Source organism: Levilactobacillus andaensis, from assembly GCF_016861695.1.
GTDB classification, from domain to species: domain Bacteria; phylum Bacillota; class Bacilli; order Lactobacillales; family Lactobacillaceae; genus Levilactobacillus; species Levilactobacillus andaensis.
Genome location: NZ_BOLP01000004.1, coordinates 319,013 through 335,238 on the forward strand (window position 1 = coordinate 319,013; position 16,226 = coordinate 335,238).

Annotated in this window: 14 protein-coding genes; 3 read left to right on the forward strand and 11 right to left on the reverse strand. The window is 50.4% G+C overall.

Going from position 1 to position 16,226, the window contains the following annotated elements:
• Nucleotides 1–252: 252 nt before the first annotated feature.
• The 9 genes from JUF10_RS04035 to JUF10_RS04075 form a co-directional block, all read right to left on the reverse strand.
• Nucleotides 253–909: an amino acid ABC transporter permease gene (locus JUF10_RS04035; RefSeq protein ID WP_203640929.1), complete on the reverse strand. Its 657-nt coding sequence runs from the start codon at nucleotides 907–909 to the stop codon at nucleotides 253–255.
• Between the two features lie 16 nt (nucleotides 910–925).
• On the reverse strand, nucleotides 926–1,564 hold the full coding sequence (locus JUF10_RS04040) for an amino acid ABC transporter permease (RefSeq protein WP_203640930.1): 639 nt from the start codon (nucleotides 1,562–1,564) through the stop codon (nucleotides 926–928).
• Nucleotides 1,561–2,397 (reverse strand): transporter substrate-binding domain-containing protein, encoded by an 837-nt coding sequence (locus tag JUF10_RS04045; protein ID WP_203640931.1) that lies wholly within the window; start codon nucleotides 2,395–2,397, stop codon nucleotides 1,561–1,563. Before JUF10_RS04045 ends, JUF10_RS04040 begins: the two co-directional genes overlap by 4 nt.
• A gap of 19 nt (nucleotides 2,398–2,416) precedes the next feature.
• Nucleotides 2,417–3,157, reverse strand: a complete 741-nt coding sequence (locus tag JUF10_RS04050; protein WP_048735211.1) for an amino acid ABC transporter ATP-binding protein — start codon at nucleotides 3,155–3,157, stop codon at nucleotides 2,417–2,419.
• 913 nt (nucleotides 3,158–4,070) lie between these two features.
• Nucleotides 4,071–5,045, reverse strand: a complete 975-nt coding sequence (locus tag JUF10_RS04055) for a DUF6681 family protein (protein ID WP_203640932.1) — start codon at nucleotides 5,043–5,045, stop codon at nucleotides 4,071–4,073.
• 23 nt (nucleotides 5,046–5,068) lie between these two features.
• The gene (locus JUF10_RS04060; protein WP_203640933.1) at nucleotides 5,069–5,599 is read right to left on the reverse strand and encodes a hypothetical protein; all 531 of its coding nucleotides are present in this window, start codon (nucleotides 5,597–5,599) and stop codon (nucleotides 5,069–5,071) included.
• A gap of 74 nt (nucleotides 5,600–5,673) precedes the next feature.
• Nucleotides 5,674–6,132, reverse strand: coding sequence for a Fur family transcriptional regulator (locus JUF10_RS04065; protein ID WP_203640934.1), 459 nt, complete (start codon nucleotides 6,130–6,132; stop codon nucleotides 5,674–5,676).
• 233 nt (nucleotides 6,133–6,365) lie between these two features.
• A complete protein-coding gene (locus tag JUF10_RS04070; RefSeq protein WP_203640935.1) occupies nucleotides 6,366–6,941 on the reverse strand; it encodes a nucleoside/nucleotide kinase family protein in 576 nt (191 codons plus the stop codon).
• On the reverse strand, nucleotides 6,931–7,353 hold the full coding sequence (locus JUF10_RS04075) for a bis(5'-nucleosyl)-tetraphosphatase (protein WP_203640936.1): 423 nt from the start codon (nucleotides 7,351–7,353) through the stop codon (nucleotides 6,931–6,933). The genes JUF10_RS04070 and JUF10_RS04075 overlap by 11 nt, the downstream gene beginning before the upstream one ends.
• Before the next feature lie 339 nt (nucleotides 7,354–7,692).
• On the opposite strand from JUF10_RS04075, the gene JUF10_RS04080 reads away from it, so the two are divergent.
• The 3 genes from JUF10_RS04080 to JUF10_RS04090 all read left to right on the forward strand — a co-directional run bounded on the left by JUF10_RS04080 (nucleotide 7,693) and on the right by JUF10_RS04090 (nucleotide 13,474).
• Nucleotides 7,693–9,087, forward strand: a complete 1,395-nt coding sequence (locus JUF10_RS04080) for an APC family permease (protein ID WP_203640937.1) — start codon at nucleotides 7,693–7,695, stop codon at nucleotides 9,085–9,087.
• A 421-nt stretch (nucleotides 9,088–9,508) separates the two neighbouring features.
• Entirely contained in the window at nucleotides 9,509–11,947 is a 2,439-nt protein-coding gene (locus JUF10_RS04085) for a Xaa-Pro dipeptidyl-peptidase (RefSeq protein ID WP_203640938.1), read from the forward strand.
• A 615-nt stretch (nucleotides 11,948–12,562) separates the two neighbouring features.
• Complete coding sequence (locus tag JUF10_RS04090; RefSeq protein WP_203640939.1) at nucleotides 12,563–13,474, forward strand: proline-specific peptidase family protein; 912 nt, start codon at nucleotides 12,563–12,565, stop codon at nucleotides 13,472–13,474.
• Nucleotides 13,475–13,750: 276 nt separating this feature from the next.
• On the opposite strand, the gene JUF10_RS04095 is transcribed toward JUF10_RS04090, so the two are convergent.
• Nucleotides 13,751–14,353 (reverse strand): L,D-transpeptidase, encoded by a 603-nt coding sequence (locus JUF10_RS04095; protein ID WP_203640940.1) that lies wholly within the window; start codon nucleotides 14,351–14,353, stop codon nucleotides 13,751–13,753.
• A gap of 277 nt (nucleotides 14,354–14,630) precedes the next feature.
• On the reverse strand, nucleotides 14,631–16,181 hold the full coding sequence (locus tag JUF10_RS04100; protein ID WP_203640941.1) for an ABC-F family ATP-binding cassette domain-containing protein: 1,551 nt from the start codon (nucleotides 16,179–16,181) through the stop codon (nucleotides 14,631–14,633).
• Nucleotides 16,182–16,226 lie beyond the last annotated feature (45 nt).

The following is a 16,226-nucleotide window of genomic DNA, read 5'->3' on the forward strand; positions in this document are numbered from 1 at the left end:
CCAGGGATGTAGCCAGCCGTGGAGGTGCTGTTGGCTGGCGATTCATCAGCCAGCTTACAGCACGGGCGACTTTGAAGACACGCGGTCTTCGTGGCTTCAAATCGAGCGAGAAGACTGGTGGCCTTCCAGGCTGAAGCGTCCCCACAGCAGGCGGAATTCCTGGTAGCCGGAGTGCGACCCTATCACAGCAATCTGCTTTCAATACAAAAATAGCCGACAACTAAACCGTCATCGACTACCAATTTACACATATTAAGCTTGACGTTTCTCCAAGTAACGGGCCAGAACGGACAGGCAGTAACACACGACAAAGTACATCAGCGCGATTGCCACGAACATTGGAATAATGTAGTTCGTGTTCTGACCGTAAATGATCTGTGACCGGTACAACATTTCCGGCAAGAGAATGATGGTGGCCAGCGACGTATCCTTAACCAGGGAAATAAACTGGCTCACGATGGCTGGAATCATCTTGACCATGGCTTGTGGCAACACAATGTGCCACAACCCCTGCCAGTAGGTCAGCCCATTGGCGCGGGCACCTTCCATTTGGCCAGAGTCGACCGCTTGAATCCCCGAACGGACAATTTCTGCCAGCATGGTGGATTCGAAAATGGTCATGGCTAAAATGGCGGCTGGAATAATTTCCGGCTTGACCCCCAGATTAGGAAGACCAAAGTAAGTAAAGAACAGAATTAAGATCAACGGCAAGTTACGGATCACGTCAATAATAACCCCGACGATAGCTGAGAAATATTTAATCTTAACGTACCGGATGATTCCGAGGATCGACCCGATAATAAAACTCCCGATGATGGAGACGACGGAAACCAGAATGGTAATTCCTAGACCCCCAAACAGGTAGCGTAGGTTATCTGGGGAGTAGGCATCAATAAAGTTTTGTAACATCGTTATTCTCCTCCCCTTAAGCTAACCGTTTTTCTAGATAGCGCATGTAGTAACTGATGGGTAGCGTGATGACCAGGTACAGAACCCCGACCGCCGAGTACGCCGCAATGGTTTCTAGCGAACTCGATGCGATGACGTTCCCTTGGTACATCAAATCAAAGCCACCTACGAAGGCCAACGTTGATGAGTTCTTCACCAGGTTGACGAACTGGTTACCTAATGGCGGAATCACGTAGCGGAAGGCTTGTGGCAAGATAATGTGCCGCATGGCTTGCCAGAAAGACAACCCGTTGGCACGGGCCCCTTCCATCTGACCAGAATCAACGGACTGAATCCCCGCTCTGACCGTTTCAGCGATAAAGGCTGAGGTGTAGAGTGTAAGACCAATCGTTCCGGCCGTGAACCCGTTCATTTTAATCACGTATAGTGGGAACACCACGTAGAAGAACATGGTGATGACCAGCAAAGGAATATTCCGGAAAATTTCGATGTAGACCCGAGCAATTCCCCGAGAGAACTTGTTAGGTGATTCTTCGAGTAAGGCAAAGAGCGTCCCGAGGATCAGACTAAAGACCAGCGCGAGAATACTGCAAAGTAAGGTCTGGCCTAATCCATAAAGGAGCGTGCCCCAATAGTTTTGAAAGATATGAATCATTCTTTAGCCGCCTCCTCGTAGTCAAAGCCCGTCACGTTATGGAACCACTTGTGTAAGAGCCGATTGTAAGTCCCGTTAGCGCGCAATTCCTTTAAAGCCTTGTCAGTTGCGTTCTTAAGCGGTATTTGGTTCTTGTCCATGGCGATTCCGTAAGGTTCGGAGACGAAGGTGCCCCCGGTAACTTCATAGCCTGGGTTTTGCACGGACATCCCATAAAGGATCCCGTTATCGGTCGTTAGTGCTTGGCCTTGCCCGGACTTCAAAGCAGTCATGGCTTGTGCGTAGTCGGTCAGTTGTAAGACCTTGGCGTTCGGTGCTACCTTGGCCACATTTTCAACGGAGTCAGAGCCGACAACCCCGAGGACCGTTCCTTTTTGCTTATTTAAATCCTTCACGTTCTTGATTGAACTGCCCTTCTTGACCAGCAATGATTGCCCAGCAAAGAAGTAGGTGTTGGAAAAGGCGACTTGTTTCCGCCGTTCCGGCGTGTTGGTCATGGTTGCGATGATCGCGTCAATGTTCCCATTTTTCAACATTGGCATCCGCGTTGAACTCGTGACCTGAATGAACTTGGCCTTCCCTTTTGACCCCAGCATCTGTTTCGTCAGTGCCTTAGCTAAATCGACTTCAAACCCCTTGATCTTGCCATCCTTGGTGTCGAGCAACCCGAAGAGCCGGGTGTCCGCCTTAACCCCCCAAGTGATGGTTTTCGTCTGTTGGTCGGTCTTTAGCACGTTGCGTTGTGACAATGGCTTACTGCCACAAGCACTCACGACGATTGTTAGGGTGACCAGGGTCAGCAGTAGGCCAAGATTACGAATCAATCTTTTCATGGTTAGCTTCCTCCCCTGATTAGTGTGTCAAAATCTTGCTAAGGAATTGACGAGCCCGCTCGTTAGTCGGTTCGCCATCGAAGAATTTCTCCTTGGTATCGTCTTCCAAAATACGACCGTCAGCCATAAAGATAACCCGGTTGGCCACTTCACGCGCGAAGCCCATTTCATGGGTCACAACGAGTGACGTCATACTGGAGTCCCGGGCAATGGTCTTCATAACGTTCAGCACATCATCGATCATTTCGGGGTCCAACGCACTGGTTGGTTCGTCAAATAAGAGACACTTGGGCTTCATCGCTAACGACCGGGCAATGGCGATTCGTTGTTGTTGCCCACCAGACAGCTGTGACGGCATCTTGGGTGCCTGGTCCGCTAAACCAACTCGGTCCAGCATTTCCATGGCAACCTTCTTGTTTTCGTCTTCGCCACGGTGGAGTACGATGCGCGGTGCCAACATGATGTTCTCCAGGATCGTCTTGTTCGCGTATAAATTAAAATGTTGGAAAACCATCCCCACGTTCTTCCGAATCCGGTTCATGTCGGTCTTCGGATTGGCCAGGTCTTGGCCGTTAACGATCAATTGACCATGACGAATCTGTTCAAGCCCGTTAACCGTCCGAATCAGCGTTGACTTCCCGGAACCAGATGGTCCGATCAAAACCACGGTCTCCCCGGCTTCAATCGTTAAATTAATGTTATGCAGCGCGTGAAAGTCGCCGTAGTACTTTTCCACGTTGTGAAATTCAATCATTGACATATGTTTTCCCTCCACTAGTTATTCTTTTACCGTAATCGGTCTTACTAGCGCCCCAATTAGCCCGCTGAATCTAAGTCGCATTCCAGCGTCAAGCACACTTCTCGTGAAAGCTTTTTTGGTGTCTAAATTAAAGTTTAAACCAAAAATTTTACTCGGTCAAAACAAACCGCTTCGGGGTGCCCAACCCCGGTGATGATTTAAGGCCAAAAATATTAGACATACCACGGTTTAGCGTCCCAAACCGAACATTAAAAGTTTTTTTCTACGGCCCTAGCGACTGGTCTAACCACTGGTCGCTCTAAGCCTGATTGTCCCAATCACTTTTAACTGACACCGCCATGTTAACCGCACAACCTGTTTTCCGATTACACCAGCACCCGTACATTGGCTAAACCACTTGAGAAATAGCCCTTTTACTGAAACTCTTCCTATTATTAAATAGTTCTGAAGTTCACATATGGCGGCAATGGTACCGCTTACTTCGCCTTGCCGGCCGCCAGCTAAGCAGAACGACGCGCCTGAGCCCATATCTGACGACCTCTCGGCTTACATGGTATTCCTGTGGCAACTGAGAAATGGAATCCTAAAATTCATTACCCAGCTAGTCCGAAAATTGCAGAATACATGCGAATTTTAGCAGCTGTTATTGCAGAACGCAATCAGAACCGGAGGAAACCAGGGGTGTAGCCAGCCGTGAAGGTGGTGTTAGCTGGTGACTTTTCAGCCAGCTTACACCACGGGCGACTTTGAAGACACACGGTCTTAGTGTGGCTTCAAATCGAGCGAGAAGACTGGCGGTTTTCCAGTCTGAAGCGTCCCCACAGCAGGCGGAATCCCTGGTAGCCGGAGTGTGAACAGCTTACTCAAAAAAAGCCACCTAACCGAATTGGCTAGGTGGCTAAGAATGCTTGATTTAATGGTGGTAACGCGAGGTCCGCGTCATCGGTTCCGAATCTGAGTCCGAACCCGCGTCACGTTCCGCCGAACGAGACGTGCGACTCATCGTGCTCGGCTCGTCATAACGTGACACCCGCGTGTTAGCAGGTGATCCGGTCAGTGAATCTTGTGGCTGGTCATCATTCTGATGCTTGTAAGCCAATTGAACGGCTACGGCAAACGGATTGTCCTGTTCGATCAGGTTCGTCCGGCCGAGCACCTTGAAGGGTCCCCCCACCAACGTGGCGTTGGCGAGGTACAGTTCAAATTGGTCACGCACATCAGCAACGTTCTGCAACCCTACCGTGCTGACGACCCCTACCCGCTGCTTTTCCGCTTGGTTGATGCCGGCGTACACAACGAGTTGGTTGTTCTCCGTTTGCATTTCAAAGTAAGGGATCAAGACGCCAGGGCCCGAGGCATAGACTGGCTTGCCCAAACGTTGGGTTTGTTCCATGATCTCTCGGTCGCCCAAGCCGGAGTAGTCGAGCTGCAACAACTGATTCTGCTGCAAGCGCGTGGCTAGTTGTTGAATGCTCTCTGTCTCCATCGCCGACGACGTTAATTTCCCGGGTAATATCTTCTTTTCGTCAAAGTACCCGTTGGCCGGAATATTACGGCCACCGCGAACCATGGGCTTGGTGCCCTCAAGGTCGGCATCCTTAGGCTTCATGTGCAGCAATTTTTCAATTTTCGGCGAAATGTCGAACGGTGCTTTTTTAGTCGTGAAATAGTAAACGGTATTGAGGTAGACAAAGTAAACTAGCATGATTGCCACCAACAGAATCAACAGCCCCCAGAACGGGTGGCCATTTTGGAAGTAGCGAATGGCAATGTAAAACAGATACAAGTCACCCAATGCCCCTAAAATCACGTAAATTCGGTTCTTGATCTTAACACTAACGTTGATATAACCCAGATAGTGGTTGACCATGTCAAGGAAACTAAGCATGTTGCGGTCCCCCTTTCTTCATTTTATTGACCTGTGGTGTCGTTGGTGTTCGCCGCACTATGACTGTACGTGCTAGCCCCAGTGTCATCGTTGGTCGTCGTGGTATCGTCACTAGCTGAATTAGTCGATTCCTCAGTCGTGTTGTTGTCATTAGTCGTCGTTGAGCTGGCCACACTGGATGACGCCTTCTTCTTAGACGTCGTGGTCCCAGTGCTACCAGTAGTGCCGGTCGTCGTGCCCGTCTCTGATTCAGACGTGCTGTCCGCCGTCGAACTCTGCGTATCCGTTGAGGAACTGTCCTTTGATGAAGACTCGTCACTACTGCTGTCTTTAGAAGAATCTGAGCTCTTCTTTTTACTACTATCGTCACTCGACTTCTTCTTGGAATCGCTGGACGACATTCCGCTCACTAGCGACGAACTCGTTGTTGAGACCCGCGACGCCCCTTCATTGGTCTTAGTCACGGTGTTGGTAACCACGTTGGTCGCACCAAGGGCTAAGGCCATCGAGACAATCGCAAATGGCGTGATAAATGGTGGTGTCCGGTACGCCATGTTACATTCCTCCCTGCATCCTTCTTATTTAAATCATTATCCCACGGGAAAACGAAAATGCTATCAAAATTCTCTTAATTTTTCACTAAGGCCGCTTCGGTTACGCCGGCTTCCTTACATTCGGCGCACAGGCCATACAGTTCAAAGCTGTGCCCGGCAATTTCACAACCGGGTAATTGAGCCGTGAAAAAGTCCATTGGACACATCTGTAACTCGATAACCTTGCCACAGTTTTGACAAATGAAGTGGTGGTGGTGTTGATGATGGAAGTCGCACTGGTACTTGACCCGCGCGCGTTCCTGTTCCGTATTCTGTTCAACGATGCCAACTTCCTCGAATTCCTTTAAGTTACGATAAACCGTGTTGTGGCTCATCCCCGGGAATTCAGTGCGCATGAAAGCATCGACGGTCACCACATCCGTGTAATGACCTTGGTTGGTCAACAAAAACTCTAAGAGTGCGTGCCGTTGCTTGGTCAGCTTTAATTTATTCTTTTTTAAAATAGCCACAGCGGCGGATAAAGATTCTGCCATGATGGGCGGCCTCCTTGTTTATTTTTATTATGGTTAGACTTGCTAGATTTTGACGCACTGCGGCTGCCAGGGATTCCGCCTGCTCAGGTTGAGTTTCTCAATAAAAATTGAATAACGAAGTTGCCGTCATCTTATCGACATAATCAGTGATCAACAAGCATTGTCACACCGCTATTCTCAACCCATTCCAGCCACTCAGCGCCCTGTAAGTGTCGCACATTTTCTTAATTAACTCAACTATCGACTACTTCACTGTGTTCTAGGCGATCCATCAGCTCATCTAGCTTGATCTGTGTCTGTTGCCAGTTGTCATTATTCAACTGAATAGCGCGTCCGCGTAAGGCCAGGGGCATCGTTAAGTCCCGGCGATATTCTGGACTGGCTAGACGGTTGGCCATCATGGTCTCGTCGTCGCCCCGTTTGCTCAAGCGGTGCGCTAATTTTCCGGAATCACTGACCGTCAAAAAGACAATGACTGCCTGACTGCCAAGTTCATCCGCGTAGGTGATGGCGCCCTTGCTGTCTAGTACGATGGTCGCAAATTCGGCCCGCTTGAGACCGGCGGCGATGCCTTCCTGTGATGACCCGTAATGGTAGCCCGAATAGAGGACGGACTCCAGGTAGTGGTTCTTGGGGAAACTTTCTTCAGTCTCAAAATAGTAGTCGACGCCATCAACCTCGCCCGCACGTGGTGGCCGGGTGGTGTGCGTAATAATCTTTGTCGCCGGATAGTGGGCAATCAGGTAGTCCTGGACGGTGGTCTTGCCAGTCCCCGTTGCTCCGGTGATCACCAACACTTTACTTTGCATGAGTGTCCTCCAGGTACGTGTTCGCCTGATCTAGCAGGCCCTTTAAGTTATCATAGCTCAGCGTCTTGCGGGCCGTTTGGTAATCGAACCAGCCGTATTCACTGATTTCTTCGACCTGCCGCGTAATGGTCACATCGGCTGGCACCTGTGACGTGTAGAGGACCACGTGCTTGTGGTGGCCGTTCTTCATATCATAGTCCAGGTCAGCGTGAAATTCAGGATCGATGGTCGCTTGCAATTGGGTTTCTTCGCGGATTTCTCTGACGGCCGTTTCGATGTCCGTCTCGTTGCCCTCCACGTGACCCTTGGGGAAACCCCAGAAGTTACTGGTGGCACTCTTCAATAAGAGGTACTCCGGTTGATTATTCTTTAAGCGGTAAACGACCGCTCCGCTAGCATTTTCGGTAATCATGGCAAATTGCCCTCCTCGGATTTGAATAGACTTCCTCTATTTTAAATCGAAAATGCCGCTGACGGGTAAAATTTAACTGCATTTCTCAAAAAGTCTAGGCAACTCTCATTGACTTTTAATTTAGCCCTAGGGTACACTATGCGAGACATCCCATTTTAAACCGTTTCCAGTGGTTTAATGTGGGCGAAATCGTCATTTCGAAAAAATATTATGGGACGTATCCTCATAATATGTATACAATAGGTTTAAACTAGTTTGTTTTCCCCGGATTGACAGCACAAAACCGCGCTGGCACCCGGAACGGCTAGTCGAGCTACATATTAGCATAGGAGGCTTTTTATGGGACTTTCGCGAATATTTCGCCGCGAACGCTTAGACAACTACTTAAAGAGTGACCAGCACTTTGCCAAAACCATGTCGGCAAAGGACCTGATGTCACTCGGAATCGGTGCCGTGATTGGAACGGGGATCTTCATCCTCCCCGGGACCATCGCCGCGCAATACAGCGGCCCCGGCATCGTTCTATCCTTTCTCATCGCGGCCATCGTGTGTTCCACCGCGGCCATGTGTTACGCGGAGTTTGCCTCCGTTTTACCCGTCGCCGGATCCGCCTATTCATACGGTAACCTAGTCTTTGGCGAGATCATCGGCTGGGTGCTAGGTTGGGCTTTGATTCTAGAATACGTGTTGGCGGTGGCGGCCGTGGCCAATGCCTTCGGCGCGTATTTCAAATCATTTCTGGCTGGCTTTCACCTCAACATCCCCACGGCAATCTCCGGGCCCTTTGACCCGGGCAATGGGACGTACGGCAACCTCGTCGCCATTCTTGTGGTCTTCTTTATCAGTTGGCTCTTGAATCGCGGGATGCGTGAGTCGATGCGTATCAACAACGCCATCGTCATCGTTAAAATTGCCATTATTATTTTATTCGTGGTCGTTGGGATGTTCTACGTCAAGCCTAGCAACTGGCAACCCTTCGCACCATTTGGGTCTAAAGGGATTTTGCGGGGCGCCTCGACCGTCTTCTTCGCTTATCTCGGTTTCGATGTGGTCTCCGCCTCCGCTGCCGAAGTGAAGAACCCCAAGAAGAACATGCCAATTGGGATTATTGGCACGTTGATCGTTGCCACGGTGCTATACATGCTAGTCGCCATTGTGCTGACTGGGATGGTGCATTACACCAAGCTCAACGTTGCTGACCCCGTTGCCTTTGCCCTGACGCTCGTCCATCAAAACTGGACGTCCGGAATCATTTCACTCGGGGCTTTGGCCGGCATGTTTACCATGATGGTCACCATGATCTACAGCTCGTCACGCCTGATCTACTCGGTCGGTCGTGACGGTCTGTTGCCAAAGTTCTTGGGCAAGATTGACGAGGAAACGGGAACACCCAAGCACAGTCTGGCCGTGATCACCGTGGTCATTGCGTTACTCGGTGGCTTCGTGCCCCTGGCGCAGCTGACCAACCTGGTTAACATCGGAACGTTGGTGGCCTTCCTGTTTGTTTCATTTGGGATCATCCGCTTGCGTCACCTGAAGGACCTGCCCCAAAACTCCGGTTTCAAGGTGCCCTTCTATCCCTTCCTACCCATCATCTCTGGGCTCTTGTGTTTCTACATGATGCTCCAGCTTCCCGCGGAGACCTGGATTGCATCGTCCATCTGGTTCGCTTTAGGTCTGGTCATCTACTTCAGCTATGGGTTACGCCACAGCCGACTGAACGACCAGGTTTAAAATGTACCAAATAGTGCTTAGCTGGCCGCACTGCGGCTGCCAGGGATTCCGCCTGCTCTGATTGATTTCTACTGCATGTAGGTGTTAATCCATCGCTACACACAGAGTATTTGACTGGATTCGCAGCAGGCTGATGGTGCCACGTAGTAACAGCAACCGATATTACTTCGCTATCTATCGCCATCAGGCCACCATGTAAGCCGAGAGGCCGGCAGATATGGGCTCAGGCGCGTCGTTCTGCTAAGTCGGCGTTTTTGGCCGGCTTAGCAGAAAACCAATCTTGTAGACTCGGTTTTTTCGAGGCTTCAAGTTGCGTTCGCACCGTTCCAGCCCATATCTGGCGGCCGGTAAGGCGACTGCTAAGCACACCCGTTAACTGTTAGAAACAAGTTTGATGAAAAATTGAAAGTAGGCGATAGTTTTGCGTAATCAACAATTTGCCATCCGTCCCACTGCCCCCGCAGCGGCTCGCGACGAACTGACTCGAATTCATTTTTTAGACGACCAAAATGCTAGCTTAACGACCCCCAGTGCCCTGTTACGGGACCTCTATGATCGTAGCTGGCCGGAATACACCGCCCAACCAGTGGTGGACCAACAACTTAGTAATTTAATGGCGACCACAGATGTTGATGGTCTGGACTTCTTAGATCATCACGACAACGTGCCCGTCACCGTCTTTTACAACTTGGCACTCCAGCGCTTGGCCTTTGCGCCGGGACTGGACTTTCAACTTGCCGACCCACTGAGCGCCATGGCTAAGATTCAATTACCAGTTGCCGACCATGCCGGTGACGACTTCACTTTGGCCGAACTGGTCCAGGCGTGGTATCTCTTACTAACGACCCACACCAAAAACGGTCAAAGCTTCTTGGACCATCTGACCACCCACGGCTATTTCGAGCCACTGGTCCACGATGCCAGCGTGGAAAAACCGTTGATCTTTAATGGCAAATCTCAGGCCGTCTTCGACACGAGCCGCTTGATTCGTGAAGTGGTCTACGTGGAAAGTCCCCAAGATACCGACCACGACGGCCAACGCGACCTGTTAAAGGCCGAAATCATTCGGCCGGCCGAAACGGAAACTGGCCTTAAGGTCCCCGTGCTCTACACCGCGAGTCCTTACAACCAAGGCACCAACGACGAATCCGGCGATGCTTTGATGCACAACGTGAACGTCCCGTTACAACCAAAGCAGCCCAACGACCTGACCTTGGCCGATGTCACCGCCCAACCCGACACCACGCCGCTTCCTGACGCCCGTCCCGTGACGGCCACGACCAAGACGGCCGAAGAGACCTTTGCCCGGGAACAATCCTACACCCTCAACGACTACTTCTTAGCCCGTGGGTTTGCGGTCGTTTACGCCGCCGGAATCGGGACTAAGGACTCCGATGGTGTGCGGACCACTGGTGATCCCGAGGAAACGACCTCGACCATTGCCATTATCGAATGGTTGGCTGGCAACCGCACGGCCTTTACCAGTCGTGCCGCTACCCAGGCCATTCCCGCTTGGTGGAGCAACAAATCCGTTGCGATGACCGGCCGTTCCTACTTAGGAACCCTGGCCACAGCCGCCGCAACCACCGGGGTCGAAGGTCTCAAGACCGTCATCAGTGAAGCCGCCATTTCCAATTGGTACGACTACTACCGTGACGGCGGACTGGTCATCGCCCCCGGTGGCTTCCCTGGCGAAGACACCGACGTGCTGGCCGAAGAAACCTTTAGCCGCGAACTGCTTCCCGGTGACTATCACCGCATTCAGGCCAAATGGCAGGCCGACCTCGCTGCTATCACCCATGGTCAGGACCGCGCCACCGGGAACTACAACAGTTTCTGGGACGCCCGCAACTACCTGAAAAACGTCAAAAATATCAAAGCCGACCTCCTGTTAGTCCACGGACTCAATGACTGGAACGTCAAGCCACGGAACGTCAATAACCTTTGGAATGCCGTCCGCGACTTACCGGTCACCAAGAAGATCATCCTGCACCAAGGTCAGCATATTTACATCAACGCCTTTCGCTCCATCGACTACACGGACATTGTCAATCTGTGGTTGACCCACGAGCTGTTAGGCGTTGACAACCAGGCGGAAACGTTGTTGCCAAATGTCATTATCCAAGATAACGTCCAACCGGAGACTTGGAAGGCTTACAAAGATTGGGATGCGCCAACCAACGCGACGCGCACCTTCAATTTACAAGACGACGAGTTGGTCGACTCCAGTGTCACGGCACCACTCCCTGCCGCAACCAGTTTCAACGACCAATTGCCCGCCGAACAATTTAACCGCTACACGCACCACATCGATCAGTGGCAAACTGACCTCTTGGGCGACAAGCATAACGACATGTTCAACCACCGTTTAATTTTCAAGTCGGCCGTTCTGACCGATGACCTGGTCTTGGATGGTAAGCCAACCGTTGACCTCCGGGTTGCGGTAAACCAGCCGGTCGGCATGCTGAGTTTCCAAATTGTCGACTACGGTGAGACCAAGCGGCTCGGTGTCAGCCCAACCATCCTCGCCCGCAAGGCTCTGGACGAAGGCTACCGTTGGCGTGAAGATGACCTGCGTGAGTTCAAGACGACCGCAGCGACGCCATTTAAGATGATCACCAAGGGCCACCGCAACCTGCAGAACCGAACCAACGCTTATCATGTTGACGAATTAAAGCCAAACGAATTTTACGACCTTAGCGTGACGTTACAACCAACCCACTACCGGCTGCTTGCCGGTCACCAACTGGGACTAGTCGTCTACGCCACCGACTTCGGCATGACCGTTCGTGGTAACCAGGACCTGCAGTACTCGATTCAGCTTGGAGATTCTGCTTTGCATGTGCCATTTGTAAAGTAGTTTTAAAACTAGTTGTTATCAACTATTAAGGCTGAATGCCAGCAGTATTATAATCTTGCTGCAATGCTCTGAGTTAATATGGTCTGAGTCTGTTGTAATTAGTCTAAATCGACTAATTACCATTTCGACTGAAATTACTAGAACATCCCAAATGGTGTTACGTAATACAACCGCCATTTGGGATGTTCTTTTGTTAAACTTTTCTCAGCGATATACTAATCGGAACCAATCAGCATAATTGAGACATCATTAGTTCAAATGTTGTCAATATGTTATTCCACAGCTTGTCAATTGTACTACCTTGTCATTAACCACTTTAATAGCTAGGCATCTATCTGAGCCGGAGGAGGCCAGAGATGTAGCCGGCCGTGATAATGGCGTTAGTCGGGAGTTTTGCCCGACTTACACCATGGGCGACTTTGAAGACACACTGGTTTTGTGTGGCTTCAAATCGAGCGAGAGGACCGCTTCTCAGTCCGAAGCGTCCCCACTCTCTGGCAGCCGCAGTGCGTCCATATTTAACCAGTACAGGTTTTGATTCGAACACAAGCAGTTTAGAATTTCTGCGAATAGTGATAGAATATTAATAACTCATTAGAAACGGGGGAAACTTTCATGAAGCAAGGCACCACGATTATTACCTTAGACAACGGCTATCACCTCTGGACCAACACCCAAGGCACCGGCGATATTCATTTGCTGGCCCTACACGGTGGCCCTGGTGGCAACCACGAATACTGGGAAGACACGGCTAAGCAATTAGCTAAGCAGGGCTTGAACGTTCAAGTCCACATGTACGACCAACTCGGCTCCTGGTACTCCGACCAACCCGACTACAGCGACCCCGAGACCGCTAAGAAGTATCTCACTTACGACTACTTCTTGGATGAAGTTGAAGAAGTTCGCCAAAAATTAGGCATCGACAAGTTCTACCTGATTGGCCAATCATGGGGTGGCGCCTTAGTTCAAATGTACGCTGCCAAGTATGGTCAACACTTAAAGGGTGCCATCATTTCCTCAATGGTTGATAACATCGACGAATACGTTGAAAGCATTAACCATATCCGGGAAACGGTTTTGACACCTGACCAAGTGACCTACATGAAGCAGGTCGAAGCTGACGGCAACTACGACGACGCGAAATACCAAAGCTACGTGGACATCTTAAACGACGGTTACGTTGACCGGAAGAAGCCCGCCGCTATTTCCCACTTGATCAGCACGATGGCAACCGACGTTTATGGTGCCTTCCAAGGTGACAACGAATTTGTCATCAAGGGTAAGCTGAAGGAATGGAACTTCCGCGAACACCTGAAGGAAATCAAGGTCCCAACCCTGTTGACCTTTGGGGAACACGAAACCATGCCAATTGCGACCGGTAAGAAGATGGCCAAACTCATTCCGCACTCACGTTTCGTGACGACGCCTGAGGGTGGTCACCACCACATGATCGACAACGCTCCCGTTTACTACGATCATTTAGCAACGTTTATCCGCGATGTGGAAAACGACAATTTTAATGCTTAATCTATAACAAAAGAGAGTGGGACAGAAGGTGGTTAGTCAATGAGCATTAACGTCGATAGACGAATAATCCTGGTTTTGGATTGTTTGTCTATCGGGGTTAAGCGGAGTTGACTGCCTTTTGTCGCACGTTTCCGCAATATATGTTCGGAGCGCAAAACGGGTCTGGGACTTTTGTCCCAGACCCGTTTTTGTAATCAAGTTAATCTCAGACTCAAAAAAAGTGGCCAGACATCACGTCTAACCACTCCATTTCATAGTCACCTACACACTAATCGCTTAATGAATCACAACTTTCATCCCATAAGGCACATTGTTGTAGACCCACTTGGCGTCGGGTACGGATAAGCGAACACATCCATGCGATGCGGCGTTCTTCCCTAATTCCTTGGCTTCACTTTCGATGTAGTTGCCATCTTTATCGGTCGGCACACTGTGGAACAGGTAGATGCCGTGGTCCTTCCAGGAGACCCAGTAACGGGCACCCTCGCCAGAATTCTGGTTGTAGAAGAACTTCCCGCGTTCCTCTTGAATGTGGAACGTCCCGTGTGGCGTCCCATTTTCCTTACCGGTCCCCGTCGAGCAATACATGGTGTAGAGCACCGTATCACCGTTCTTAATGTAGACCCGTTGCTTACTGGTATTGACGTCTAACCATGCATTAGGATACTTTTCCAGATCCGGATAAGCCTTCTCTTCCGACGGCTTACGCCAATTAATAGTCTCAACTTTAGGCTTTTTGGTGGCAGTCGTCGTCTTAGCTGTCTTGGGCGCCGTACTAGCAACCTTATCTGCCGAGGTCTGTTGAATCACCCGGTTGATTCCGATTGCGGCTACAATGACCAACACAACAATGACGAGTAATTGTCTAAATCGTCTCATGCTCTCCGTCCTTTTGTTGACATAATTTTCATCTCTAACGCTAACCATAACGGATTTTTCTGAAAAAGGGAACCATTTCGACCAAAACGTAATCTAGCCGTAAGATTTCAGTCGACCGCGATTCTTCGTGATATCCGCCCTAGCTGAAACGTGGGCGCCACTTCGCCTTACCGGCCGTCAAATAATAACGAGTCATTATCACCTGGGTCATAAGCTTCAGATAGCATCATTGCGGTCAATCCCTGGCAACCATCCCGCGGTAAATTTACACACGCTCTTAGTTGCCAGCCCGTAAACTCAGCTTTTCAACGTTCAAAATCTTGTCGACCAGACCGTTGTAGAAACTGGCCTCATGGCTCACGATGATGGCGTTCCCTTGGAAGTTCAAGATGGCTTGCTTCAAAGCCTGTTTCGTCTCGTCGTCCAAATGGTTCGTGGGTTCGTCCATGATTAGGAAGTTGGCTGGTTCAAATTCCATCAGCGCTAACTTGACCTTGGTCTGTTCCCCACCGGAAAGTTCGCCGATTGGCTTCATGGCGTTAGCGGAATCCAGACCACACTTGGAAAGCTTGGTCCGAATCGCCTTTTGCGGTAACTTTTCGTACTTCTCCTGAATGATCTGTAGCGGCGTCTGCTGGTTGTTATCCCAGACCAGTTCTTGGCTGAAGTAACTGATACGCGCGGATGGCGAGAAGTGCGCTTCCCCACCCTTGGCCTTGATCAGCCCCAGAATCGATTTGATCAGCGTCGATTTCCCGACCCCGTTAAATCCAGTCAAACCAACCTTTTGGTCCGTCGTCACTGAGAACGTCACCGGCTTCAACAACGGCCGGTCGTAACCGACAGACAGTTCATCGACCACCAACGCGTTTTGCGACCCGGTTTCCTGGTAAGGGAAATCGAAGTGGGCTTGCACGTTTGTCGAAGGCGGATCGACCCGGTCCAATCTGTTCAGCATCTTTTCCCGTGATTTGGCCATGGTCGACTTGGACCCGGCCTTGTTCTTACGGATAAAGCGTTCGGCCTTTTCAATCACGACCTGTTGCTTGTCGAACTCACGCTGTTGAGCCTTTTCCTTTTCGCCCCGTTGCCGCATGGCTTGCTTGAAGCTCCCACGGTACTTCGTGATCTGCCCAAAGGCCACGTTAATGATACAGTTCGTCACGTTTTGGAGGAAGTCGTAATCATGAGAAACGATCAAGGCGGCCCCTTCAAAGTTATTTAAATAGTCTTCCAACCAGGCAATGTGGGCGACATCCAAGTAGTTCGTCGGTTCGTCCAACAGGATGACGTCTGGATTTTCGAGCAACAGTTTAGCCAAAATGATCTTTGACCGTTGCCCACCAGACATCTTCGCAACTTCGTGGTCACGACCCATGTCATCCAGGCCTAGCCCAGAGATGACCCGTTCGATCTCCGTTTCAACGTCGTAAAAGTTTCTGGCGTCCAACACTTCTTGAATGCGGCCAGCGCGTTCGAGGAGCTTGTCCTCCATCGTCTCAGCGTATTCTGTGTACATGGCCGTCATCCGGTCGTTCATTTCGTACAGGTCAGCGTAGGCCGTGTGGAGAAAATCGATCAACGTCATGCCTTCTGGAATGTCGGCGTATTGATCCAAATAACCCACGTGGGTCTTCTTTTGCCATTTTACAGATCCCGTCAATGGGAGCTCATGGCCCGTAATGATTTTAATTAAGGTTGACTTACCAACCCCGTTTTGCCCGACGACACCCATGTGTTCGCCCTTTTCTAGGGTAAAACTGGCCCCTTCGTATAGCTTCTTATCGGCGAAGCTCATGCTCAGGTCGTCAACTTCTAATAGTGGCACGTTTCGTCCCTTCCCTTCTTCTCTCACGCAGAAAAAAGCCCCGAC

Coding starts and splice junctions, on each gene's coding strand:
- JUF10_RS04035 (WP_203640929.1), bottom strand. CDS start 909: ATGTTACAAAACTTTATTGATGCCTACTCCCCAGATAACCTACGCTAC.
- JUF10_RS04040 (WP_203640930.1), bottom strand. CDS start 1,564: ATGATTCATATCTTTCAAAACTATTGGGGCACGCTCCTTTATGGATTA.
- JUF10_RS04045 (WP_203640931.1), bottom strand. CDS start 2,397: ATGAAAAGATTGATTCGTAATCTTGGCCTACTGCTGACCCTGGTCACC.
- JUF10_RS04050 (WP_048735211.1), bottom strand. CDS start 3,157: ATGTCAATGATTGAATTTCACAACGTGGAAAAGTACTACGGCGACTTT.
- JUF10_RS04055 (WP_203640932.1), bottom strand. CDS start 5,045: ATGCTTAGTTTCCTTGACATGGTCAACCACTATCTGGGTTATATCAAC.
- JUF10_RS04060 (WP_203640933.1), bottom strand. CDS start 5,599: ATGGCGTACCGGACACCACCATTTATCACGCCATTTGCGATTGTCTCG.
- JUF10_RS04065 (WP_203640934.1), bottom strand. CDS start 6,132: ATGGCAGAATCTTTATCCGCCGCTGTGGCTATTTTAAAAAAGAATAAA.
- JUF10_RS04070 (WP_203640935.1), bottom strand. CDS start 6,941: ATGCAAAGTAAAGTGTTGGTGATCACCGGAGCAACGGGGACTGGCAAG.
- JUF10_RS04075 (WP_203640936.1), bottom strand. CDS start 7,353: ATGATTACCGAAAATGCTAGCGGAGCGGTCGTTTACCGCTTAAAGAAT.
- JUF10_RS04080 (WP_203640937.1), top strand. CDS start 7,693: ATGGGACTTTCGCGAATATTTCGCCGCGAACGCTTAGACAACTACTTA.
- JUF10_RS04090 (WP_203640939.1), top strand. CDS start 12,563: ATGAAGCAAGGCACCACGATTATTACCTTAGACAACGGCTATCACCTC.
- JUF10_RS04095 (WP_203640940.1), bottom strand. CDS start 14,353: ATGAGACGATTTAGACAATTACTCGTCATTGTTGTGTTGGTCATTGTA.